Raw genomic sequence first — 24,466 nt, forward strand, 5'->3', positions numbered from 1 at the left:
TCCTCTTCATTCTTTTTGAAGAGGACCTTTATATTTATACAGATTGTAAGACAACTACCGATCTAGCTTCTAACCCATATACACCTGGTACTATAATAGGAGCTTTTTCTTCGCTACAAATATCATAAGGTGAAGGTTTACCAGTATCAATAATTGCTTTCCATTGTGTATGTTTAGCATCTATCGTAGGTTCTGGAACTTCAAATTCTAGTTTTTCCCAAAATGCATTGACCATTATAAAAAGCTGCTCTCCAGTATTAGGAGAAGTAAGCATATAGGCAATTGCATGAGAATTTCCTTTCCAATCAGGATAATCAAATTCTACACCATGCCATGTAATAATTGGTCTTCTTGCTCTAGCTTTAGAACTCCAGAAACGCTCAGTTTGGAATACTTCATGCTTTAAGTTGAATTGGATAAGGAGCTTTGTAAAACGAAGCATTTCACTATTCTGTTCTGGATCGTTCCAATTAAACCAACTCAGTTCATTATCCTGACAATACGCATTGTTATTACCATGTTGTGTTTTACGAACTTCATCACCCATTAATATCATAGGCGTACCTTGTGATAGTAATAATAAAGTGAAGAAGTTTTTCATTTGACGTTGTCTCAGATTGTCTACTTCCCCGTTTTCAGCAAAACCTTCATTACCATGGTTCCAACTAAAGTTATCATTACTACCATCATTATTATGTTCGCCATTAGCAAGATTATGTTTCTCATTATAAGAAACTAAATCGTTCATAGTAAAACCATCATGACAAGTAATAAAGTTTATACTTCTGTTTGGGTCTCTATCTTCTTGTTCTTTAAAAATATGATGTGATCCTTCTACACAGCCTGCAAAAGCACCAACAAGGTCATTGTCTCCTTTTACAAACCTTCTGAGTACATCACGGTACACACCGTTCCATTCACTCCATCTGTCACCAACAAAAGAACCTACTTGGTATAATCCTGCGGCATCCCAAGCTTCAGCTATCATTTTTGTTCCTGCAAGAATTGGTTCAGACTCAATCTCCCATAAAATTGGAGGATTTTCAGAAGGGTTACCATATTCATCTCTAGAAAGTACTGACGCTAAGTCGAAACGGAATCCATCAACGTGCATTTCAGATACCCAGTAACGTAATGAGTCCATAATCATTCTTCTAACAACAGAATGATTGGCATTAAATGAATTACCGCAACCAGAGAAATCTAAAAATTCATTATTATTTTCCTTATCAGTAATATAGTAGGTTGTTGCATCAAGGCCTTTAAAATTAATTGTTGGTCCTTCTTTTGGGCCTACCTCTGTGGTATGATTGTAAACAACATCTAAAATTACTTCGATACCAGCTTTATGCAATGCTTTTACCATATCCTTAAACTCATTTACTGGGCTTGTAGGATCATTTTTATCCATTGCATAGGCATTGTGCGGAGCAAAGAAATTTACTGGGCTATATCCCCAATAGTTAATTCTATTTTTTGGCGCATCATGCGGATCAAATTGATAGATAGGTAAAAGCTCAACAGCTGTTATACCTAATTCTTGTAGGTAAGGAATTTTATCAATTAGTCCTTTATAAGTACCTCTTTTATTCTGATCTAATCCAGATGAAGGGTCTTTAGTAAAACCTGCAACATGCATTTCATAGATAATAGTTTTAGAATACGGTCTTGAAAGCGGTTTATCACCTTCCCAATCATATTTACTATCATCTATAACAATACTTTTTAAGGCATGAATACAGTTATCTCCAGGGCGCATTGCAGCTTTTCTAGAGTACTTATCATTCATGCAAACGGCTTTTGCATAAGGGTCTACTAAAACCTTACTACCGTCAAACCAATGTCCTTTTTCTGGTATGAAATCTCCAAAAGCACGGTATCCATATACTTGTCCGTGTCCAACACCTTCAACAAATACATGCCAGTAATAGAATGTTTTGTTGGTATCTGGATTTAATCTAATAACCTGAAAAGGTCTTGGACTATCTTTGTCTGTAAATAGTAGTAGTTCAATAACTGTAGCACCCTTAGAGTAGATACAAAAATTGGTTCCTTCATTAGTAACTGTAGCTCCTAATGGGTAACTGTTACCTTTGGAATATTTCACACTCATCGCTTTCGCTTTATTTTTCTAAAAAGTATGTAAAAAATAAAGAGGAGCTAATCGTTAACTCCTCTTTAGTCTTGTAATTAACGACGCTCAATCTTAGCTCCAATAGCTCTCAAACGTTCATCTATAAATTGGTAACCTCTATCTATCTGATCGATATTAGAAATTACACTAGTTCCTTCTGCAGATAGTGCGGCAATTAATAATGCTTGGCCAGCACGAATATCTGGAGAACTCATTTGAATACCTCTTAAGTTAGATGTTCTATCTAATCCAATTACGGTTGCTCTATGTGGATCATTTAAAATGATTTGAGCCCCCATGTCAATTAATTTATCAACAAAGAAAAGGCGACTTTCGAACATTTTTTGATGCACAAGTACTGTTCCTTTTGCTTGAATAGCAACTACAAGTACAATACTCAATAAATCTGGCGTAAATAAAGGCCAAGGTCCATCTGCAACAGTAAGAATAGAACCATCAATAAAACGGTCTAAACTATAATGTTCTTGAGCAGGAATATAGATATCATCTCCTCTAAATTCCATTTCAATTCCTAACCTCTTAAATACTGTAGGAATTTGTCCCAATTCATCAATTCTACAATTTTTGATAGTTAATTCAGATTGTGTCATTGCAGCTAATCCGATAAAACTACCAATTTCAATCATATCAGGAAGCATTGTGTGCGTTGTGCCTCCTAACTTACTTACACCTTCTATAGAGAGTAAGTTAGAGCCATAACCTGTAATATTTGCGCCCATTCTGTTCAACATCTTACAGAGTTGTTGAATGTATGGTTCACAGGCTGCATTGTATAAAGTAGTTTTACCTTTTGCCATTACTGCACCCATAATAATGTTTGCAGTTCCTGTTACAGAAGGTTCGTCTAATAAAATATATGTACCCTCTAAATGAGTAGCATCAATTTTAAAGAAACCATCATCTGTATATTCAAATTTAGCTCCTAACTTTTTAAACCCTAAAAAGTGAGTATCTAGTCTTCTTCTCCCAATTTTATCTCCACCTGGTTTAGGAATTTTACCTTCACCATAACGAGCCAATAACGGTCCGAGAACCATTATAGAGCCTCTTAATTTTGAAGCTTTATCAGAGTATTCTTTAGAATGTAAATGGTCAATGTTAATGTCTTTAGCTTCAAATTCGTAAGAACCTTCTCCTAACTTTTTAACTTTTACACCAAGATCAGCCAGAATATCTATTAATTTCATTACATCAATAATATTGGGGATATTATGGATGGTAACTTTATCTTCTGTAAGCAATACGGCACACAAAATTTGTAACGCCTCGTTTTTAGCACCTTGCGGTGTAATTTCGCCACTTAGTTTATGGCCTCCTTCTACAATAAATTCTCCAGATCCAGTTGATGCTGACATAGTCTAATAACTTTATATTTAAGGGTTACTTTTAGAAGATGCGCTCCTCTTTTTGATTAATACTAACTTTAGTAACCTATTATTTTAAAATGGGTGCCTATAAAAATAAGAAGAGATACTTTTAAAAGAAAAGTATCTCGTTCCAATATTAATAAATTCGATATAAAAAGACTATTTATTCTTCATTCAAAGCATTAATAATTGCAGTTGGGCTCATTCTATTTGAATATTGAGGGTCATATTGCTTGGCAATTATTGTCCCGTCTTTGCCAATAATGAATGTTGCAGGTACTGGTAAAGAAGCTTGTTTAATAGCATTATTTGCGGCAATGTCTGTAAAAAGAAATGTTTTTATCTTTTTCTGATATTTTTCAGTTACCTCAAATGTTACTTTATACCCATTCATTATACTTAAATCTTTATCACTAATCATTGAGAAAGTAAACCCTTTTTTTCTCGCAAAATCATTTAAAGAATTTTGTTCTTCCGGGCTAATCATAATTAATGTAGCTCCAGTTGCATTAATTTCATCTAAAGAATCACGTAAACTTTTTAAATGTTTATAGCATGATGGACACCAACTTCCACGAAAAAAATTAACCACAACAGGTCCTTTTTTTAATAATTCTGATAATTGTATTGAATTTCCATTTTGATCAACTCCAGAAAATTGAGGAGCTATATCGCCAACATTTAATCCTGGTTGTAGCGTATTTACTTCAATTCCATATTTTTTATAAATATCTTTTTCTTGACCGAAAGTAATTTGATGTAAAAAAAGTAAACTGATTATGGAGATTAGATATTTCATAGATATTAATTTTGTTGATTGTATTAAAAAAATAATGCTTTTGATTTATAGACAACCAAAAGCATTATAACTGACAAAGTATGAAATTATTTTTTAGCTATGAAGATGTTTTAACATAGTATCCATCTTTATTTCTGTTTCTTTCCATTCTTTTTCAGCGTCAGAGTCTTCTGTTATACCCGCACCTGCATAAAGTAGGGCATGGTCGTTAAAAATTTGTAAGCATCTAAGGTTTACAAATAAATGGTTTCTATTTTTTAAACCAATAGGTCCTATATATCCACTGTATAAAGAGCGGTTGTAATGCTCATTGTCTAATATAAATTGTGTAGCCACTTCTTTAGGCATTCCACAAACGGCAGATGTTGGGTGTAATAAATCCAACATTACAGTACCTAATTGAGGGAAGTTTGTTGCTTTTGTATCTACTTTAAAATCTGTACGAAGATGTAATAAATGAGCTGCAGCAACAGTACGAGGTCCTTTCTCATCAAATTCCCTTAAACGTATTTTCTTAAAGCAGTTAATAATATATCTACTTACTAAAGCTTGTTCTTCAATTTCTTTACTTTTCCATGAGGCATCTTTAGGTAACATGCCATTGCTTGCTTGAGTTCCTGCTAGAGCCACCGTTCTAAAAACACCATTTTCATCTACGCTAATAAGTGTTTCAGGAGATGCTCCCATCCAAAGACCAACTTTAGGTATAAAACAAACCGAAATAAATGCATTAGGGTATGCTTTACATAATCTATGAAAGAAATGAATTGGAGAAAAATCATCTTTTAAGGGTACTTCCTTAGTTCTAGATAAGACCACTTTTAAGAAAGCATCATCTTTCATCGCTTCAATGCTATCATCTACTATAGAAGTAAAGTGCTCTTTAGAAGTTGGAGGGAAATGTTCTTTCAACATATTGTCCTTCCACTTTTTTAGCGGTTTATTGTGCTTAAAATCATTTAATGCTTTCTCTACCTTTACCTTAGTATCAAAATCATAATCTGAAGAAAATTGAATTTCAGGTAAGTCGGAAGTATAATAGATATCAGCAGGAATTAGGAAAGCCTTATTGTCTTGATCTTGAAAAGGTCTTGCTAAAAAACCATTAGGTAAGTTTTCTAGGTCCGAAGTTACTCTTAATGCCTCCTTTTGTAGGGATACAACAATACTTTGCGTATTTTCATTGGGCATTTTCCAGGCCGCAAATGGTTGTCCGCTATTTAAGGCGACTGCTAAAACAGTATCAAAATCTAAAGTAGAATTTTCTACTTTTGTTGATATTATATTTTGTGACTTTTTTTCCAAAATTATAAAAACTCGATGGTTCTTCTTAATTAACTGAAAATGAACGAGTATGTTCTTTTTCTTTAAGATTTATTAGCCTAGTATTTGCAAATGTATAAGTTTAAGGTCGATAATTGTTGATTGAAACCTGAAAACATTGTTAACAGAATAGTAGTAACAGGAGTAAAAGACTTTCTTTAATGAAATTTAACCGTATCTATAGAGCCTATTATCGTAATAAGATAATACATCATTTTAAAATGAATTGGTGGTTATATGTGCGTGTACTAATTTTTACCAGCATTGTTAGTTTTGTAGGAGACAGGTTAAATGTGTGGTACTTTAAACCTGCAAAACTTTATACTTTATTGGATCGTCTTTTTTATGATTATGCTAAAGAACACCCTGAGGTATTAACAAAAACAAAATTTTTTAAGTGGCCATATATTACTCCAGGCATGGAAGGACATTTAAATGATGTGTCCATTTTTCAAGAAGAGTTAGATGTAAATTATTCTCATAAAGAATTTGAGTTTTTAGAACGTTATAATCAAGATGAACTTTCTAAATCAGAACAATTTTCAGCGGCTATTTTCAAGTTTATTATTGAAGATGAGATTTTAGAAAATGATATATATAGTGGTACTGTCTATGCTATTGATCATATAAATGGAATACAGGTTCAGTTGCCAATGTTCATGATTAATAATCATGAAATTAATTCAATTACGGATGCTAACAATTACATTCATAGATTAGAAGAGGTTCAAGATAAGGTATCAGAACTCATTTCTGGCAATAGATTACATCCAACAGAAAGCGAGCAGCTAATTACTACCAAAAATATATTATTTAGAAGGAAAGATGAATCGCTAGAAGATTGTATTCATCATTTTCATATTAATGAGCAAATAGTAAAACCTCCTCAAAGTATTCTTAGAAGGGTTGAAGAACAATTAGTAACTTTTTTAGATGTTCCTCTTGAAAAGAACATTATCTATCAAGATTTCTTGCATAAGATAGAAAGTTCTGATGATGAACGAGTACGTAAAAATATTCCAGAGCTTAAATATGGAATAAAAAGAGCCTTAGAAGGAGCTGTTATTCCATCATTTGATGCACTAAGACGAACAGTTACAGAATTGATAATGCAGCAAGCTCCTTCTGAAATTACCGTTATGCAATATGATTTGGGTGTTCCCTATTATCAGCAAAGGTTAAAGAGAACATTAGGTTTTAATGATCAAACCATTGATTATGAGTACCGCCCTCAAATAATGTATAATCTTGGTAAGAAGTTAGTTTATAGAGAAAAGAAAAAATTAAGATCCTTGTTTCAAGAGGCAGGGATAGAAGAAGGAACTACCTTAAAGGAAAAAGCTGAAATTTACTTTAAGAAAAATAATAAAAACGCATCATTAGGAGTAGACTTGTATATTGCTGACTTTATACAAGTCTTTTCTGCTGCACCTCAGTACTTCGCAGATGAAAAACAAGTAGAATATTATATCCAACCTAGCATACTGGATGGGGTATCAATTGAACCTTTTTATTTTGATGGGAGTTTTGATTACAGTAGAAAAAGTAAAATATATTTCTCAGATTCTATTTCTATTTATACCCAAAATACGCTACAGCCAACTGCTTTAAGTATGGCTGCAGAGCACCAATGGAAAGGAAGCATTATAACAAATACTTCGTTACCTCTCTTTAGAAGAAATTTAGCTATTCCATTTATGGAAGAATTTTGGAAGAATGTCTATTTATATAATTATTTTATAAAGGCATCTCTAGACCAAAGAATTGCTTGGACAATGTGGCGTTTGCAAAATGCTATTTATATGGAAACAGATTTGGGCATTCATAATTTATTGTGGACTAGAACTGAAGCGGTAGGGTATGTATTTAACAATTCACTTTTATCTGAAAGAGATTCAGAAAAAATTGTTGATCAATGTGCTGGTGCTATTTCTGAAAATGTTGCTTGTGGAATGGCAATGTATATTACAGACCTATTAGTTGAAGAGGGTAGGATTTCTGTTGATAATCAGTTAAATAAAAAGGATTTAAAATACTTGTTTAATGAGGGGGGAGTTCTTTTTGAACAATTTAAGGAAATAATGTTTGTGAATAAAGATCAAAATTAATACAACCTTGATCTTTAAGATATACTGTTAATGTGTAAAGGTTAAATTAAATAGTATCTTTGCACGTATTTTTATAGCAACGATAATAGTAAATAAGCAATATGAGTTTAACTATTCGAGAAAAAGACGGATTCAAATACATTGATGAAGGAGAAGGAGAAGTTCTAATTTTACTACATGGACTTTTCGGAGCTCTTAGTAACTGGGCAGAAGTGCTAAGTTATTTTTCAGGTAGATACCGTGTGGTTATTCCAATGCTTCCAATTTATGATTCACCAAGAAGTGAATCAAACTTGGAAGGCCTTGTCGCTTATACAGAAAAATTTGTTTCTGAATTTGGCTTCGATGAATTTTCTTTATTAGGAAATAGCTTAGGAGGTCACGTTGCTTTAATGTTTACATTAGCTAATCCGGATTGCGTTAAAAAATTAATTTTAACAGGTAGTTCAGGATTATATGAATCGGGTATGGGATTATCTTACCCAAAAAGAGGTAGTTATGATTTTATTAAGGATAGAGTAGGTTATACATTCTACAATCCTGAAGTAGCTACTAAAGAACTTGTAGACGAAGTTTACGAGGTGACTTCTGATAATGCAAAATGTTTACGTATTGTATACTATGCAAGATCTGCACAGAAACACAACCTACGTAACGAGCTTAAAGATATAAAATGCCCTACTTTATTAATTTGGGGGCTTAACGATACAATTACTCCTCCACATGCAGGGCATGAGTTTAATCGTTTAATACCAAATTCAACTTTGTTCTTTGTAGATAAATGTTGTCATGTTCCAATGATGGAACATCCGAATAGATTTAACATGTTAGTAGACGATTTCTTGAGAAATAACTAGTAATAATGTAGTTTAGAGAAACCTTCAAATAATTTCTCTAAAAATAGAACAGAGAAATTAGAGTATATAATAATACTATTTCATAATTTGGGAGGTAAAGTTGATGTATATCAGTGATTTATCTCCCAAATTGTGTTTATACATATCTTTTCATCAAAATATTTAGATGTATGCAATTAGCAAAAGATCTGTTGACAACCACATTACCAGCAATACACAAAGACACAAGTCTTGAGTGTGTATTTTCTTATTTTGAAGAATGTAATATTCTCTCTTTACCAGTTGTAGAAGAAGACCGTTACTTAGGAATGGTGATGGAACGAGATTTCTTTGATTTAGACTTAAGTCAGGGTGTGAAATCTGTAAAGTTACCATTATCCTTCGAAGAGGTATCTGTTCTTCCTGCTGCCCATCTTTATGATGTACTCAGAGTAGTAGATGAATATGATGTTGAAATCGTCCCTGTTGTCGATAAAGAAAATAAATACCATGGCACTATCATAATAGATGACATGATGCAGAAGATAGCACGAATGCATTCCGATCAGATAAAAGGAAATATCATTGCATTACGTATGGAAGCTATCCATTATTCCCTAGAAGATTTAAGTAGATGGGTAGAACAAAATAACATTAAGATTCTAAGTGTTTTTGTTGAAGCCGATAAGAATGATCCTAAAATGGTTATTGTTACCTTAAAATTGAATAAAGTAGAGGTAGAACCTGTTTTGGCAACTTTTGAACGTTTTAGTTTAAATGTGATTTATTCTTCATCTCTTACGGAGAATTCTGATAACAGTCAGGATCGTTTAGATAATTTAATGCGTTACTTAGAACTTTAGAATGAAACTCGCTTTACACAGTAGAAAACTTGAAACGGAAAGAAGTAAATTTTTAATTGATTCAATTCAAGATATTTTAAATAGAGTTGAATTTGAATTAATAATTTCTGATGCTTTAGCACCTTATTTGGAAAAAGTAGCACCAGAAATGTATGCTCAGCTTAGTGTATTCAGTACAACAGAAGAATTGAGAGGTGTAGATTTCATGATTTCTATTGGAGGAGATGGTACTCTTCTACAAGCACTAACGTATGTACAAGAGTTAGAGATTCCTATTGTTGGAGTTAACGCAGGAAGGTTGGGCTTTCTAGCATCTATTCAGAGAGAAAATTTTTCTAAAACATTAGATTCTTTAATTAATGGATATTATTCTATTGATGAAAGAACAATGTTGGGTTTAGTAAGTGATAGAGAAGACCTATTTGGCGGCATAAAGTTTGGACTAAATGAATTTACAATTCTTAAAAGAGATACTTCTTCGATGATTGTGGTTCATACTTATTTAAATGGGGAGTACCTTAACTCATATTGGGCAGATGGTTTGATTGTATCTACACCTTCTGGTTCTACAGGTTACTCCTTAAGTGTAGGAGGTCCTGTTGTAATACCTGGTTCAGAAAATTTTATTATTTCACCTGTTTGTCCGCATAATTTAAATGTGCGTCCTTTAATTGTTTCAGATCAAAGTGTAATTTCTTTCGAAATAGAAGGACGAAGTAAAAACTTCCTAGTATCCTTAGATTCAAGGTCTGAGGCAGTAGATGCAACAATTGAACTTGCCGTGAAAAAATGTGCTTTTAAAGCAAAACTAGTAAGTATTGGAGGTGGAGATAAATTCTTAGAAACACTTCGAAAGAAACTTAATTGGGGACTTGATAACCGTAATTAATCATAACCTATCTTATAAGTAGAACTAATTTTCTTCAGTTTTACATCATAATTGATAATCAGTTTTAGCATACTCCAATTGAGAGTGGTTGGATATCTATTTCTGATTTTTGTCAATGTGTTCATTAACTTCAACAATCAAAAATCATTTATTATGAAATCCTTTTCAATTAGTACAATTATCGTTGGACTGAGTTGTTTATTATTTAGCTGTTCATCAAATAACATGACAGAATCAAATAACCCTTTATTACAAGAATGGACAGGTCCTTATGGAGGAGTCCCTGCGTTTGATAAAATGCATTTATCAGATCTTAAAGGAGCAGTTGAAGACGGTATGGAAATGCATCTTCAAGAAATTGATATTATAGCAAACAATACAGAAGCTCCATCTTTTGAGAATACAATTATTGCCATGGAAAAAGCAGGCAAACCATTAGATAGAGCTTTTACTTATTATGGAATTTGGAGAAGTAACATGTCGTCTCCAGAATTAAGAGAAATAAGTAAAGAGTTAGCACCAAAAATCTCATCTTATTCCTCTAAAATAAGTCAAAATACAAAGTTATTTAAACGTATAAAATCTGTTTATGAGGCTTCTCAATTAAAAGCCTTAGGAGATGAAGAACAACGAATAGTAAAGTTAATTTACTCAAGTTTTGTAATGAATGGAGCAGATCTTGATGCAGCAAAAAAGAAGCAATATGCCAAGATCAATCAAAAATTATCTAGTTTATACAATGATTTTTCTAATAATGTATTAGCTGATGAAGAAAATTATGTTGTCTACTTAAAGAAAGATCAATTAAACGGTTTACCAGAATCATATATAAAATCTGCAGCAAAAACAGCAGAGGAGAAAGGTCACGCCGGAGAGTATGCTATAACAAATACACGTTCTTCTATGGAGCCATTTTTAACGTACTCAGACGAAAGAAACCTAAGAGAGGTTGTTTGGTCAAATTATATTAAAAGAGGTGACAATAGAGACGAACATGATAATAATAAGATTATTGCTGAAATTCTGAAATTACGTAATGAACGCGTTCACCTTTTAGGTTTTGATAATTATGCTACTTGGAGATTACAAGATAGAATGGCTAAGAATCCTAAAAATGCGATGGACTTGATGGAGAAAGTTTGGAAAGCTTCTACAGCTCGTGTAACAGAAGAAGTAGCAGACATGCAATCTGTAGCAAATAAACGTGGTGATAAAATAACTATTGAACCTTGGGATTATCGTTATTACGCAGAAAAAGTTAGAAAAGATAAATATGATTTAGATTCTGATGAAGTGAAGCAATACCTTCAGTTAGAGAAATTGCGTGAAGCAATGTTTTTTGTAGCTGGTGAGCTTTTTGATTTTGAATTTAAAGAATTACCAAAGGGTAAAGTTCCTGTTTTTCAAGAAGATGTTCGTGTTTGGGAGGTATCTTACAAATCTACAACTAAAGTGATTGGTTTATGGTATTTAGATCCTTATGCTAGACAAGGAAAACGTTCTGGTGCTTGGGCAACAACTTACAGAAGTTTTACTTCTTTTGAAGGAGATAAAATTGTATTAGCATCTAACAATTCAAACTTTATTAAGCCTGCACCTGGAGAGGTATCTTTAGTTTCTTGGAGCGATGCTGAGACATTCTTCCATGAATTTGGCCATGCGTTACATTTCTTATCAGCTAATGTAAAGTATCCTAAATCAAATAGTGGAGTAAGAGATTATACAGAATTTCAATCTCAATTATTAGAGCGTTGGTTATCTACAGATAAAGTGATTAATGGTTTTCTTGTACATCAAAAAACAGGTAAACCTATGCCAGCTTCTTTAGTGAAGAAAATAAAAGCAGCATCGGCTTTTAATCAAGGGTTTAGTACAACAGAATATTTAGCTTCTGCTTTAATGGACATGAAATACCATACAGTAGATCCTACAAATATAGATCCTGTATCATTTGAAAAAGAAACACTAACAGCATTAGGAATGCCAAAAGAGATTGTAATGAGACACCGTTCAACTCAATTCGGTCATGTGTTTTCAGGAGAAGGTTATGCCGCTGCATATTATGGTTACCTATGGGCAGATGTATTGACTTCAGATGCAGCAGAGGTATTTGCAGAAGCACCTCAAGGCTTTTATGATAAAGATGTTGCTTATAAGCTAGTTAAATACTTATTTGCTCCACGTAATGCTATGGACCCTGCTGAGGCATATAGAAAATTTAGAGGGCATGATGCTAGCATAGATGCTTTAATGAAGGACAGAGGTTTCCCAGTTCCTAAAAAATAAAGTAATATACTCTAAAAATAAAAACCCTTTTTCTTCATAATTTATAATGGAGAAAAAGGGTTTTTATTTTGGTGAAATATTTATTCAATAATTATTCTACGTGTTACTACATGTTCTATTGTTTCTAGAACTACATAGTAGACTCCTTTAGAAAAAGTCTGTGTTGGTACAATAACTTCTTGATTATCTTTTGATATAGTCTTAACTAATACTCCAGTTGAATTATAAATTTTGATATTACCATTCAATATCGATTTAACTGTAAACAGATTAGAAGTAGGGTTAGGGTAAACATCCCAATCAACATTGTTTGTATTATTAATTCCTGTAGGAATATCGTTATCAGGATACTCTTGCTCTGGATAAGTATCATCTGGGAAAGGGTACTCAGGTATACCGCCATTATTAGTGGATTCGAAAACGATATCATCGATATAGATTAAAGCACTTGTACTATTAATTGCAGATGATTTAAGTTTTATCTGAAGCCTATCTCCATTTATTATATTAGTATCAGATGCGGAAGGTCTGTTAAAAGGAGCCTCAACTTTTACCCATTTTCCTTTTTCTATTGTAGTAATATCAAGAGTAATTGTGGTAAATGGTTTATTGAGAATAATATCAAATTCATTAATGGAAGTAGACTCGTCAATCCAAATAGAAAAAGAAATTGAATTAGCACCTTCGGGGAGGTTGATAGATCCATAAGGTGAAAATATAGAATAGTCTCCATTAAAAGGAGCTTTATGTTGAAAGCGTAAACTAAAGTCTCCAGTAAGCACTTTATCACTTTTCATTCTCCAATAAGAATTTCTTCCAGACCACCAGTTAATACTTCTTCCATTAAAATAAAACGGCCCCTCGAAACTAAGTGCATCGAAAAAAGATTTAGTTTCTTCTTTTTGCCATATTCTTACATAGTCAATTAAAAATTCTGCAGGAGTTGCTAAATCTTGTTGGGTTGGTAAACCATACCATCTAAAAACTTCTGAATCGAACCAAATTTCTTGAGGGTAATCGTGCTTCCATTGGTCTTTAGCTTCTAATTCTTCTCTTGTTGCAGATTGAATTAATTGACCATTAAAATAAGTTTTTACATATTCTTTATCCCATTCAAATCCAAATATGTAATAATCATCAGCCATTCTCACATCCATCACCTTTTCAACTTTCCAATCTTTATGATCTTCAGCTTGGTCCGGATCCCAACTAATTAAATTAGTTCTATATTTTTTTTCTAAATCTAAAGGTCGGTTTTCTGGGTTGCCAATTGGTAGTTTTCCATAATTTTCTACCATATCTATTTCACTGTGATAACCTGTAGTCCAAAAGGCAGAAGTAACTGGAGCATCAGCTATTTTACATTTAATTTCCATGTAGCCATATTGGAAAAAAGTCTCGCTCATTACACATGCTTGTGTAATTGGACTTGATAGATCTGCTTCTGTAGCAGAACCACCATAATAATAGCCATCATTTGTTTCGTTGGCAAATAGAAATGAAGGTTCCCATTGACTTTTTAGAATTAATTTTCCTCCTTCCACCTTTACATTTTGAGGAGCAAACTGGCCAGGAGCACGTCCTTTCCATTTATTTCTATAATCATTATTTTCACCAAGAACCCACCATTTTGTTTTATTTAATTCAGTTCCATTAAATTCATCACTTACCCATTTATTTAATACCCACTTTTGTGTGTTTTCAGGGTCTGATACAGGGTTTATTTGTCCCATAATTGAATGAGACATTGTAAGTAAGAGTAGCCAAAAAAAACTTCTTTTATTTTCCATAATTGTTTGATAGTTATGGAGTAAAAGTAGAATTTTAAATAAAAAAAGACTTCCTCAAAATTACCATTTAAGTTTTACAGGGTATATTGATTTTACTTTGTAGAGACTTTTGTTACAGTTACTCTTTAGCACCGTGACTTTTTGCTGTTTCTACCCAATGCTCTGCAATTCCTTTTGTATCTGCACCTAAACCTCTTGATAAGTGTAAAGCCACAGCAATTAAAAGAACAGAAGCCTCGTGTACTTCCTCAAAAGTTTGTAATCCTCCAAATTGCTCTTGTATTTTAGACATAAGAAACTCATTATGTTTTTGAGCAAAAATAATGGGATCATTAATTTCTAGATCTATTTGTGGTATCATCAAATAATCTAACCATTCAGAACCAATTTGTTGTGCTAATAATTCAGGTTTTTCATTCCCACTTTTTCGCCATGCAGCTAATGTTTTTGTATCACCAGATACAGCTAAACCTGTATCAAGAAGTAGTTCAAACCCAATATCAGCAATACCTTGCATTATTTTTAGATATTCATCTTGAGCAATTTCAAATGGTTCTGCTTTTTGTCCTTTAAGGTATTCACCTACACTCAGTTGAGGCAAATCTAAAACTTCAGCACAATCTGTTAGACAAGGAAACTGTTTTCCTTCATATATATAGTTTGCTTTATCAAATTGAATTTGTCTGCCTAAAGGATAAAGACGGCAAGCTAATGGGCGTCCTAAATGAACACTGCATCCAAAATTATCTACATATTGGCTACATGCTTTTTGTCCTTTTTTATCAGTTTTACCATTAAATATTAATCGAATACCACCAAACTCACAGTAAAGATCACGAAACTCTCTAGCAGTAATTTTTTTTTCTCTACTGAAACTTAGTACCTCCCATGGGTTGAGCATTACTGCCTTACCAAAGCAACACGATCCAGATCTAGAACAGGTAAGTGGTAATATACTTTCTGTACTTAGTTTAGTTGTATTCATTTTTTTTATTTTGATATGCTTTCTTTTATAGCAAATGTAGTAGTAAAATATTAACCATAGTATATCCTATAGTAACAGAGTACAGAAATAATACATTTGTTAAGATAGATTGAAGCTGATTAGATCTTTGATTTTTTTGTTTAAAAAGGTCTAAAAAATAAATGGGCTACTTGATAATTAAATCAAATAACCCATTTACAAGCAATGTATATTAAGAATTAGTTCGCAACTTCTGATAAGAATTTAATACGAATTAATCTAATTTCATCTTCACCAATTTCTTCATCTAATTCATCGTATGCTAAATTTAAATCATCCGATTCTGCTTGCATGAAGTAATCATAGATTTCATCCATTCTCTCTTCATCCATTATCGTTTCTATATAGTAATCAAGATTTAGTTTAGTGCCAGAATCACAGATGTTTTCTATTTCATCAAGTACATCATCAAAAGATATTTTTAATGATTCGGCAATATCTTCAATATCTTGTTTTCTATCAATTTGTAGAATAATAGATATTTTTGATTTTGACTTGTTGACTGTAGATTTTACAACTACGTCTTTTGCCGTTGTAATTTCATTTTTCTCAACATAATCGGCAATTATATCAATAAATGGTTTACCGAATTTTTTTGCTTTACCTGCTCCAACACCATTAATTTGCATTAATTCTTCTTGTGTTGTAGGGTAAGAAGTCGCCATTTCTTCTAACGAAGGTTCTTGAAAAATTGCATAAGGTGGAATTCCTTTTTGGTTAGCAACTTTTTTCCTTTTTGCTTTTAGAATATCGAATAGCTCTTTATCGAAAGCGTTCTTTACAACTGCTTCTTCATTTAAAGCTTCTAATTCTGACGGCCACTGATAATCTTGCGTATAATCTAAATTATAAGGCTCCTTCTGGTACTTTTTACCTTTTTCAGTTACCTTAATTAGCGTTACATTTTCAACATCTTTAGATAAGAAACTGTTAATCATTGATTGTCTAATGATAGACTCCCAATGTTGATTATCAAATTCACTTCCTTTACCAAAGGTGCTAATTTCGGTATGATTGTAACTTTCAACATAATCAGATTTAGTACCTGTTAGTACATTACAAATGTGCTCTATACCAAATCTTGATTCCGTTTCTTCTACAGTTTTAAGTGCTAATAGAATCTGATCTTTAGCATTAAAAGAAGCATGTTTAGTTTTACAGTTATCACAATGGTTACAGTTGTGTTCAACATCTTCTCCAAAGTAATGAAGTAACTGCCGCGTTCTACAAACAGAGGAATGAGCATAATAACTCATTTCTTGAAGTAGAATATGGACATTCTCTCTTTCTGTAACAGATTTATCTTTATGAAACTTTTCTAGTTTAGCGATATCACTTTCACTAAAAAGCATCATACAGAAAGATTCTAACCCATCTCTTCCCGCACGACCAGTTTCTTGGTAATAACCTTCTAAAGATTTTGGGGCATCGTAGTGAATTACAAAACGAACATCGGGTTTATCAATACCCATACCGAATGCAATTGTTGCTACAATTACATCACAATCTTCGTTAAGGAAGGCATCTTGATTTCCCATTCTTTGTGCTGAGTCCATACCCGCATGATAGGGCAGGGCATTTACGCCATTGATGCGAAGAAATTCTGCAACCTCTTCCACCTTTTTACGGCTCAGACAATAGATAATTCCTGATTTGTTCTGATGATTCCTAATAAAACGAATCAATTGAACTTTAGGCTCTGTTTTGGGTAGAATTTCATAGAATAAATTATCTCTATGGAAAGATGACAAAAATATATTGGCGTCTTCCATCTTAAGGTTTTTCTGGATATCAGCTCTAACCTTAGGAGTAGCAGTTGCTGTAAGTGCAATAATTGGTAAATCACCAATAGCCTCAATAATTTGCTTTATTCTTCTATATTCGGGCCTAAAATCATGACCCCATTCGGAAATACAGTGTGCTTCATCTATAGCTATAAATGAAATGTTCGATTTTCGAAGTAGTTCTATGTTATCTTCTTTAGTTAAAGATTCAGGAGCTACATAAAGTAGTTTAGTTTTTCCTTCTAGTGTTTCTTTTTTAACACGGTTAGATTCACTTTTACTTAAAGTAGAGTTTAAGAAACTAGCATCAACGCCAAGTGCTTGTAATTGGTCCACCTGATTTTTCATTAAAGCTATCAGAGGAGAAATAACAATGGCTGTCCCTTCTTGCATAAGAGCAGGTAGCTGGTAGCATAATGACTTACCTGCACCTGTAGGCATAATTACAAAAGTATTCTTTCTATCAAGGATATGTTGAATAATCACTTCTTGGTTACCTCTGAACTGATTATATCCAAATACTTCTTTTAATTTGTCCTTTAACTGTGTTTGTACCTTAGTACTAGCCATATAATATTTTATAAATAGATTATCTGACAATACAAGTCAAAATAATTGAATCCACAAATAGAGTGTCTTTAGAAAGATGGTTGTCTTAAATATTTCCATCTTAATATATGAATATACAAAAACACAATTAGTTTTCATAGTAGTTATATCTAACCTTTTGTATTGGTTAGTGGTGTTTTTGTGTATACAAATATAAAGCAGGAATATTTAAAAAAAAGGATTCAAAAAAAAAGCCTGCAAAATACATTGCAGGCCCCGGATAATTCTGAGTATTTTTAATTAATGACTTAGGCGTTCAAGCTTAGCTAAATCAATAATTGTAATGTTTTTATCTTTAATTTCGATCAACTTTTCATCTTTAAAATCTGATAAAGTTCGAATTAAAGTTTCTTTTGCTGTACCAACAATTTTTGCTAAATCATCTCTAGTGATCGACATTCTCTCATTAGGACCTTGTTGATAGCGTTTGTCTAATTGAAGTAAAACTTCTGCAACTCTTTGTCTAACAGATCCATAGGCAAGTTTTAGTAGTTTCTCTTCTTGTTCAATCACCTCTTTAGTTAATAATTTGATGAATGAATGAGATACGTCTCTATTGCTATGTATTAAAGAGAAGAAATCTTCTTTTGGAATTAAAGTAATTTCGCACTCTTCTAATACCATTGCAGATTCTGGATAAGGTACATCTTTTAATAAAGCAACATAACCAAGAAATTCTCCTGGGCCATGAATACCTGTAATGTATTCTTTTCCGTCTTCGTTTGTTTTATATGTTTTTACTTTACCACTTACTATTTGTAGTAAAGCATTTGGATGGTCTCCTTCATAAAAAAGAACACTTTTCTTTTTGTAAGAACGTGTTTTTCTATTTTCAGAAAGTTTATCCAAGTTATTCATACCTCTAGCATCACTAATAAAAGAATCAAATCCTTCTGGTGATTGCTCATAGTGTTTTCTAACTATATCGCTCTTTTTTAAGCGACTTTCGATTGCATCTAATAGCTCAACGTCGTCAAAAGGTTTAGAAATATAGTCATCAGCACCATGGCTCATTCCTCTTCTAAAGTCAGATTTTTCTGCTTTTGCCGTTAAGAAAATAAATGGGATACTTGCTGTATTAGGGTCTTTGCTTAAAGCAAAAAGAACACCGTAACCATCAAGTTCAGGCATCATGATATCACAAATAATTAAATCAGGATGCTGAGCTCTTGCTTTTTCAACACCTACTTTACCATTTTCTGCTGTTATAACATCATAATTTGAAAGCTCAAGTATTTCTGAAGTGTTTTCACGCATTTCAGGATTATCCTCTATGAGTAGTATCTTTTTCATTTAATATTATTTTTTTCGGTATTGTAATTGAGAATGTTGTGCCTTTATCTTCAATACTCTCAAAAGATATTTTCCCATTAAGCATTTCAAGATATTTGTTAACTATATTCAATCCAAGGCCAGTTCCTTGGATGTTCATTGCATTTTCAGCTCTAAAGAATCGATCAAATAAATGAACTTGATCTTTTTCAGGAATACCCATTCCTTCATCTTTAATTCTTATTTGTAGGTTGTCCTCATCTATACAGCTATCAACCCATATTCTGCTACCATGTCCGGAATATTTGATAGCATTCGAGAGCAGGTTAATAATGATATTTTTAAGAATTTGAGCATCTGTTTTTATCAACGTATCTCCAGTGTGTTTGATAATTATTTTCTGTCCTTGTTTTTTAACAGGAGACATCTCATCACACAATCCTTCAATAAAATCATCAACCTTTAAAGTTGATTTATGTACCAATGATTTTCCTTCCTCTAATTTACTAATTGAAAGGAAATCATTCAAGATTTGTGTAAGATTGTTAACGCTTGATTTGATACGTTTGATATGTTTATTCCTTTTTTCATGATATTCTTCAGAGGTATATCTAGAAATTAAAGAAACCGACGACATTATAGTACTTAGAGGTGTTCTAAACTCATGAGAGGCCATAGAAACAAATCTACTTTTTAACTCACTTAGTTCACGTTCTTTCTGTAAAGATTTTCTTATTTCAGATTCAGCTTTACGCTGCTGTGTAATGTTTAACATTACTACTAAAACCTGCTTTGTTTGCTTTCTACTATTTTTAATAGGCACTACAATTACAGAATAATTTAGATCTTTAAAATCGAAATCAAAAATCTGCTCTTCTCCAGAAACTATTACAGATTTGGCAAGTTCAAATCTTGCATCATATTCTTTTGCTTTACTAGGATCATTTTTTCGGAGAAATTGAAAAAATTGAGCACCAATTATTTTACGTGCATCAAGTTCTAATTCTTTAAAACCTGTTCCATCAGCAAACATATATTTTAGATTTTCATCTAAAACGGCAATAATACCATAAGGAAAATTATGTGCAATGATTTTATAAATTGCCTGACTCTTTAAGAGTTCTTCTTCAGCTTTTTTTCGTTCATTAATTTGTAGCTCAAGATCTTCATTAGAGCGTTGTAAAGTTTTGATAGCTTTATCTAGTTGTCTAGTTCTATCTTGTACTCTTTGCTCTAATTTTTCGTTCAGCTCACTAATATGATTTAAGTGCCTACTATGTAGAATACTATGCCTAATTGCTCTTTCCAATTGTTGCGGAGTCATCTGGCCTTTAACCAAATAGTCAGAAGCTCCCACAGTCATTGCTTTCTCATCAACTCTTACATCTCCTTGTCCTGTAAGGAGAATAAAAGGTTTGTGTTTACTATCTTTTAGTGCTTCTATTATTAGGTCAAGACCACTTTTAGCACCAAGTAGATAATCTACAATGTACACATCATGTACACCATGATTGATGATAGAAATAGCATCATCAAAATTAGATACCCAATCCAATTCATAATTTCGATAAGGGATATCATCCAGAATATCTTCTGTAATGATATAATCATCCTCATCGTCGTCAATCAGAAGAACTCTGACGACCATATGTGGTTGATCTAATTTATTCGAAAAAGGCATATCATTAAATAATTAATTCGGTAATCGCACTATTTGAAACCAATATTGATTTAATGATTTAACAATGTCAACCATTGAATCAAAGGTTACAGGTTTTGTAATAAATGAGCTAACCCCTAAGTTATAAGTTTTTAGCACATCTTCTTCATCATTTGATGTTGTTAATACAACAACAGGTATCTTTTTTAAAGAATCATCTAATTTAATTTCTTTTAGACATTCTCTGCCATCTTTTTTAGGCATATTTAAATCAAGAAGAATAAGGTCTGGTTTAGGGTATTTTTCTTTATCACTAAATTTTCCTTTGTGATTTAGATACTCCATAAGTTCCTCTCCATCTTCTACAAATATCAAGTTAGACGCAAGTTTACTTTCCTCAAATGCCTCTTGTGTAAGCATCCGATCTTCTGGATCGTCATCTGCGTAAAGAATTGTCATAGGATAATCTGATAATGACATTTTATCTATCTTATTAAAAAATTAATATTTGGAGGTTTATCTTAATTCTCCTCCATATCTATACGTAACGTAACCGTAAATTCGGCACCAGCACCCTTTTCACTTTTTGCGGTAATATCGCCGCCATGTCGTTGAGCAATCTTTTTACAAATTGCAAGCCCAATACCAGAACCATTATACTTTCTTCCTTCTAAACGTTGGAATATTTGAAAAATACGTTCATTATATTTCTCATCAAAACCAATTCCATTGTCTTTAAAAAGGATGGAAATTTCATTCTGTTTACTTTGATCTTTTTCTAAACTGATTGAGATGATTGGATGTTGATCGCTCTTTCTAAATTTAATAGCATTTGAGATTAAATTTTGAAACAATTGCCTCATCTGCGTCTCATCACCTTTTATTGTTGGTAGTTTAACAATGCGAAGATCAGCACCAGATTCATTAATTGCAATTTCAAGATCTGAAATAACATCCGTTAACACCTTATTGAGATCTATAGATACAAAAGGTTTTGCTTTAGATGAAATTCTAGAAAAACGGAGAAGGTCTGATATTAATTGCTGCATTCGCTCTGCGGAGTTCAGCATTCTATCTATATAATCTTGTCCTTTTTCAGAAAGGTTATCTTTTTCTTTACGTTGTAACCTATCACCAAAAGCTCGAATTTTTCGTAAAGGCTCTTGTAGATCATGGGAACTTACATAAGCAAAGTCTTCAAGTTCTCTATTTTTTAAAATGAGTTCTTGCATGTATTGTTTTACTTTGCTCTCATTTTCTATTCTTTCTGTTACATCTTCTGCAAAAAGAATAATACCGCTTATTTCTTGGTTATTATTATACCAAGGGTGTGCTTCCCATTCTAACCAAATACTTTGATTATCTTTTCTCTGAATGTAATCTAGTTTTGTTCCAGATTTTTCTCCTTTTAAAACCTTATCAAAAATAGAATACCATTCTGGCTTAAACTTGGTAGTGCCTGAAAGGTTTGTACCAATTATATCAGAAGACTTTGTTAATAAAGTTTGGCTCCACCTATTACTAGCAACCAAATAATTATAATCCCTATCTAGCATTGCAATGGCAGCAGGAGCATAATCAGCATAGTATTCTAAAAGCTGTCTTTGTTCGAGCACTTGTAGCTCAATTTCTTTTCTTTTTGAGATATCATGAACAAATGCAGCCACATGAAATTCATTTTCTATTTGAAGGTGACTAATACTTACTTCAACATAAAAAATAGTACCGTTCTTTTTCTGAGCAATAAATTCTTTACCTAATCCCATTGGTCTGGTTTTAGGGTCTTTAATATAATTTTCTCTTAGCTCTTTATGTGATTTTTTTAGTGAATCTGGTAAAAGTGCTTCTAAATCAGCACCAATAAGCTCTTCACCTTCATACCCAAAAATAGATACGGCCATTGGATTAATGGCAACTATTTTTCCTTTTCTGTTACATATTACCACTCCTTGAGATGCGGCATTAAAAAGGATTGATAAAGTGTCGCCTTCTTTGTTAAATATATCTGACATACGTCTAGGTTAATCAAGGTTTTTAATTATTTCTAGGGCTTTATTTAACTCAGAAGGGTTAATCCAATGTGTAGCCTCGTCTCTTCTGAACCAACTTAATTGTTTTTTAGCATATCTTCTACTATTTCTTTTTAGTAGTTCAACAGCTTTATCCCAATCGTGCTTACCGTCCCAAAAATCAAATATTTCTTTATAGCCTACAGTTTGTAAGGCATTTTTATGTTTGTAAGGTAATAAGCTTTCTACTTCTTTTAAAAGTCCATTATCAAGCATTAAATCCATTCTTAAATTTATACGGTCATAGAGTTCTTTTCTATCTCTATCTAACCCTATTTTTAAAATTTTGAAAGGACGTTCAGCAACATATTCTTTTCTTTGAGATGAATATTTCTCACCAGTAATTTCCATTACTTCTAGTGCTCTAATTACACGTTGGTAATTTGCTCTATCAACCTTTTGATAATATTCCGGATCTTTTATTTCAAGTTCTTTTAGTAAAGGAGTTAATCCTTCATCTTTATGTCTTTGATTTAGACGGTTTCTTACATCATCATTACTTGTAGGCATAGGATCTATACCTTTAGTAACAGCATCAACATACATTCCAGAACCTCCAGATAAAATTACAAAGTCATGTTTTAAAAAAAGATGATCTAATAATTTTAATGCATCTTTTTCATAATGTCCAAAGCTATATTCATCTTTAATAGATAGGTGTCCAACAAAATGATGAGGTACATTTAGCATCTCTTCTACGGTTGGGCGAGCAGTTCCAATTTGCATCTCCTTAAAAAATTGTCTTGAATCGGCATATACCACTTCTGTAGATAATTTTTTAGCTAGTTGAACGCAAAAATCTGTTTTTCCAACAGCAGTAGGACCAACCACAACTATTAAGACTTTTTCTTTATTTGACATTATTTGTTTTTATTTTTCTATACTATGCAAAGTTAACAATATCTACAAAAGCATTTCTAATCTTTGTATGTTTTAAAGCAATCAAAATACTATCTTTGCCCCCCGAGTAAATTTAATAATTATCATGTTTGTAGAACCTAGATTTCAAGACCGTACTGAAGAAAAAAGAATTGGATGGATTGAAGTAGTGTGTGGCTCAATGTTCTCTGGCAAAACTGAAGAGTTAATTCGTCGAGTAAACAGAGCTGCAATTGCTAAGCAAGTTGTTCATATTTTTAAACCAGCAGTAGATACCCGTTATCACGAAGAAAATGTTGTTTCGCACAATGCAAACTCAATAATTTCAACTCCAGTGAAGACTGCAAGGGAAATTACACAATATGTTAGCGAAAATGAAGTTATAGCTATTGACGAGGCACAATTTTTCGACAACACTTTGGTTGATGTTTGTGTAGAGTTGGCTAATGCTGGTCATCGTATTCTTGTTTGTGGTTTAGATATGGATTTTCAAGGAAAACCTTTCGAACCTATGCCACAATTAATGGCAATTGCAGAATACGTAACAAAATTGCACGCTATTTGTGTTAATTGTGGTGAGCCTGCATTGTACTCTTACAGACTAACGGCATCAGAAGAACAAGTTTTATTAGGTGAGACAGATTCTTATGAAGCAAGGTGTAGAAAATGTTATCAAGAAGGTATGACTTCTCGTGGCTCAAATTCTTGATTTGTAGAGGGTTAGTTTTCTGCTAACGTTCTACGTCTTAAAGC

General features: G+C 32.6%; 18 protein-coding genes. 6 read left to right on the forward strand and 12 right to left on the reverse strand.

All coding sequences use genetic code 11. The annotated features are described in order from the left end of the window. Positions 1 to 34: 34 nt before the first annotated feature. The 4 genes from glgX to KM029_RS16105 form a co-directional block, all read right to left on the reverse strand. Positions 35 to 2,113: a glycogen debranching protein GlgX gene (gene glgX / locus KM029_RS16090; protein WP_144074217.1), complete on the reverse strand. Its 2,079-nt coding sequence runs from the start codon at positions 2,111 to 2,113 to the stop codon at positions 35 to 37. Positions 2,114 to 2,190: 77 nt separating this feature from the next. Further along, positions 2,191 to 3,510 (reverse strand): UDP-N-acetylglucosamine 1-carboxyvinyltransferase, encoded by a 1,320-nt coding sequence (gene murA, locus KM029_RS16095; protein ID WP_144074218.1) that lies wholly within the window; start codon positions 3,508 to 3,510, stop codon positions 2,191 to 2,193. Between the two features lie 175 nt (positions 3,511 to 3,685). Continuing rightward, positions 3,686 to 4,321 carry a peroxiredoxin family protein gene (locus KM029_RS16100; RefSeq protein WP_144074219.1) on the reverse strand — a complete coding sequence of 212 codons (636 nt, stop codon included), beginning with the start codon at positions 4,319 to 4,321 and terminating at the stop codon, positions 3,686 to 3,688. Between the two features lie 93 nt (positions 4,322 to 4,414). Next, positions 4,415 to 5,626, reverse strand: a complete 1,212-nt coding sequence (locus KM029_RS16105) for an isochorismate synthase (RefSeq protein WP_144074220.1) — start codon at positions 5,624 to 5,626, stop codon at positions 4,415 to 4,417. A 239-nt stretch (positions 5,627 to 5,865) separates the two neighbouring features. Between KM029_RS16105 and KM029_RS16110 the strand changes: the two genes are divergently transcribed. The 5 genes from KM029_RS16110 to KM029_RS16130 all read left to right on the forward strand — a co-directional run bounded on the left by KM029_RS16110 (position 5,866) and on the right by KM029_RS16130 (position 12,626). Beyond that, a complete protein-coding gene (locus KM029_RS16110; protein WP_158631083.1) occupies positions 5,866 to 7,752 on the forward strand; it encodes a DUF885 family protein in 1,887 nt (628 codons plus the stop codon). Positions 7,753 to 7,853: 101 nt separating this feature from the next. Next, a complete protein-coding gene (locus tag KM029_RS16115) occupies positions 7,854 to 8,609 on the forward strand; it encodes an alpha/beta fold hydrolase (protein ID WP_144074222.1) in 756 nt (251 codons plus the stop codon). A gap of 170 nt (positions 8,610 to 8,779) precedes the next feature. After that, on the forward strand, positions 8,780 to 9,451 hold the full coding sequence (locus KM029_RS16120) for a CBS domain-containing protein (protein WP_144074223.1): 672 nt from the start codon (positions 8,780 to 8,782) through the stop codon (positions 9,449 to 9,451). 1 nt (position 9,452) lies between these two features. Next, positions 9,453 to 10,340, forward strand: a complete 888-nt coding sequence (locus KM029_RS16125) for an NAD kinase (RefSeq protein WP_144074224.1) — start codon at positions 9,453 to 9,455, stop codon at positions 10,338 to 10,340. Positions 10,341 to 10,493: 153 nt separating this feature from the next. Then, positions 10,494 to 12,626 (forward strand): M3 family metallopeptidase, encoded by a 2,133-nt coding sequence (locus tag KM029_RS16130; RefSeq protein ID WP_144074225.1) that lies wholly within the window; start codon positions 10,494 to 10,496, stop codon positions 12,624 to 12,626. A gap of 80 nt (positions 12,627 to 12,706) precedes the next feature. Here the strand turns inward: KM029_RS16130 and KM029_RS16135 are convergent, their stop codons facing one another. The 8 genes from KM029_RS16135 to miaA all read right to left on the reverse strand — a co-directional run bounded on the left by KM029_RS16135 (position 12,707) and on the right by miaA (position 23,695). Continuing rightward, positions 12,707 to 14,416 carry a T9SS type A sorting domain-containing protein gene (locus KM029_RS16135; RefSeq protein WP_144074226.1) on the reverse strand — a complete coding sequence of 570 codons (1,710 nt, stop codon included), beginning with the start codon at positions 14,414 to 14,416 and terminating at the stop codon, positions 12,707 to 12,709. Between the two features lie 118 nt (positions 14,417 to 14,534). After that, positions 14,535 to 15,401 (reverse strand): YkgJ family cysteine cluster protein, encoded by an 867-nt coding sequence (locus KM029_RS16140; protein WP_144074227.1) that lies wholly within the window; start codon positions 15,399 to 15,401, stop codon positions 14,535 to 14,537. Between the two features lie 218 nt (positions 15,402 to 15,619). Next, positions 15,620 to 17,794 carry a DNA helicase RecQ gene (gene recQ / locus KM029_RS16145; RefSeq protein ID WP_144074228.1) on the reverse strand — a complete coding sequence of 725 codons (2,175 nt, stop codon included), beginning with the start codon at positions 17,792 to 17,794 and terminating at the stop codon, positions 15,620 to 15,622. Between the two features lie 279 nt (positions 17,795 to 18,073). Continuing rightward, positions 18,074 to 19,126, reverse strand: a complete 1,053-nt coding sequence (locus KM029_RS16150; protein WP_144074229.1) for a response regulator — start codon at positions 19,124 to 19,126, stop codon at positions 18,074 to 18,076. Beyond that, on the reverse strand, positions 19,098 to 20,786 hold the full coding sequence (locus KM029_RS16155) for a sensor histidine kinase (protein WP_144074230.1): 1,689 nt from the start codon (positions 20,784 to 20,786) through the stop codon (positions 19,098 to 19,100). The genes KM029_RS16150 and KM029_RS16155 overlap by 29 nt, the downstream gene beginning before the upstream one ends. Before the next feature lie 12 nt (positions 20,787 to 20,798). Next, positions 20,799 to 21,245 carry a response regulator gene (locus tag KM029_RS16160; RefSeq protein WP_144074231.1) on the reverse strand — a complete coding sequence of 149 codons (447 nt, stop codon included), beginning with the start codon at positions 21,243 to 21,245 and terminating at the stop codon, positions 20,799 to 20,801. 41 nt (positions 21,246 to 21,286) lie between these two features. Then, on the reverse strand, positions 21,287 to 22,777 hold the full coding sequence (locus KM029_RS16165; RefSeq protein ID WP_144074232.1) for a PAS domain-containing sensor histidine kinase: 1,491 nt from the start codon (positions 22,775 to 22,777) through the stop codon (positions 21,287 to 21,289). Positions 22,778 to 22,786: 9 nt separating this feature from the next. Further along, positions 22,787 to 23,695 carry a tRNA (adenosine(37)-N6)-dimethylallyltransferase MiaA gene (gene miaA, locus KM029_RS16170; protein WP_144074233.1) on the reverse strand — a complete coding sequence of 303 codons (909 nt, stop codon included), beginning with the start codon at positions 23,693 to 23,695 and terminating at the stop codon, positions 22,787 to 22,789. Positions 23,696 to 23,819: 124 nt separating this feature from the next. Here miaA and KM029_RS16175 point away from each other — a divergent pair, with 124 nt between their 5' ends. Continuing rightward, positions 23,820 to 24,422: a thymidine kinase gene (locus KM029_RS16175; RefSeq protein ID WP_144074234.1), complete on the forward strand. Its 603-nt coding sequence runs from the start codon at positions 23,820 to 23,822 to the stop codon at positions 24,420 to 24,422. Positions 24,423 to 24,466: the final 44 nt, after the last annotated feature.

Source organism: Flammeovirga kamogawensis (assembly GCF_018736065.1).
Lineage (GTDB): Bacteria > Bacteroidota > Bacteroidia > Cytophagales > Flammeovirgaceae > Flammeovirga > Flammeovirga kamogawensis.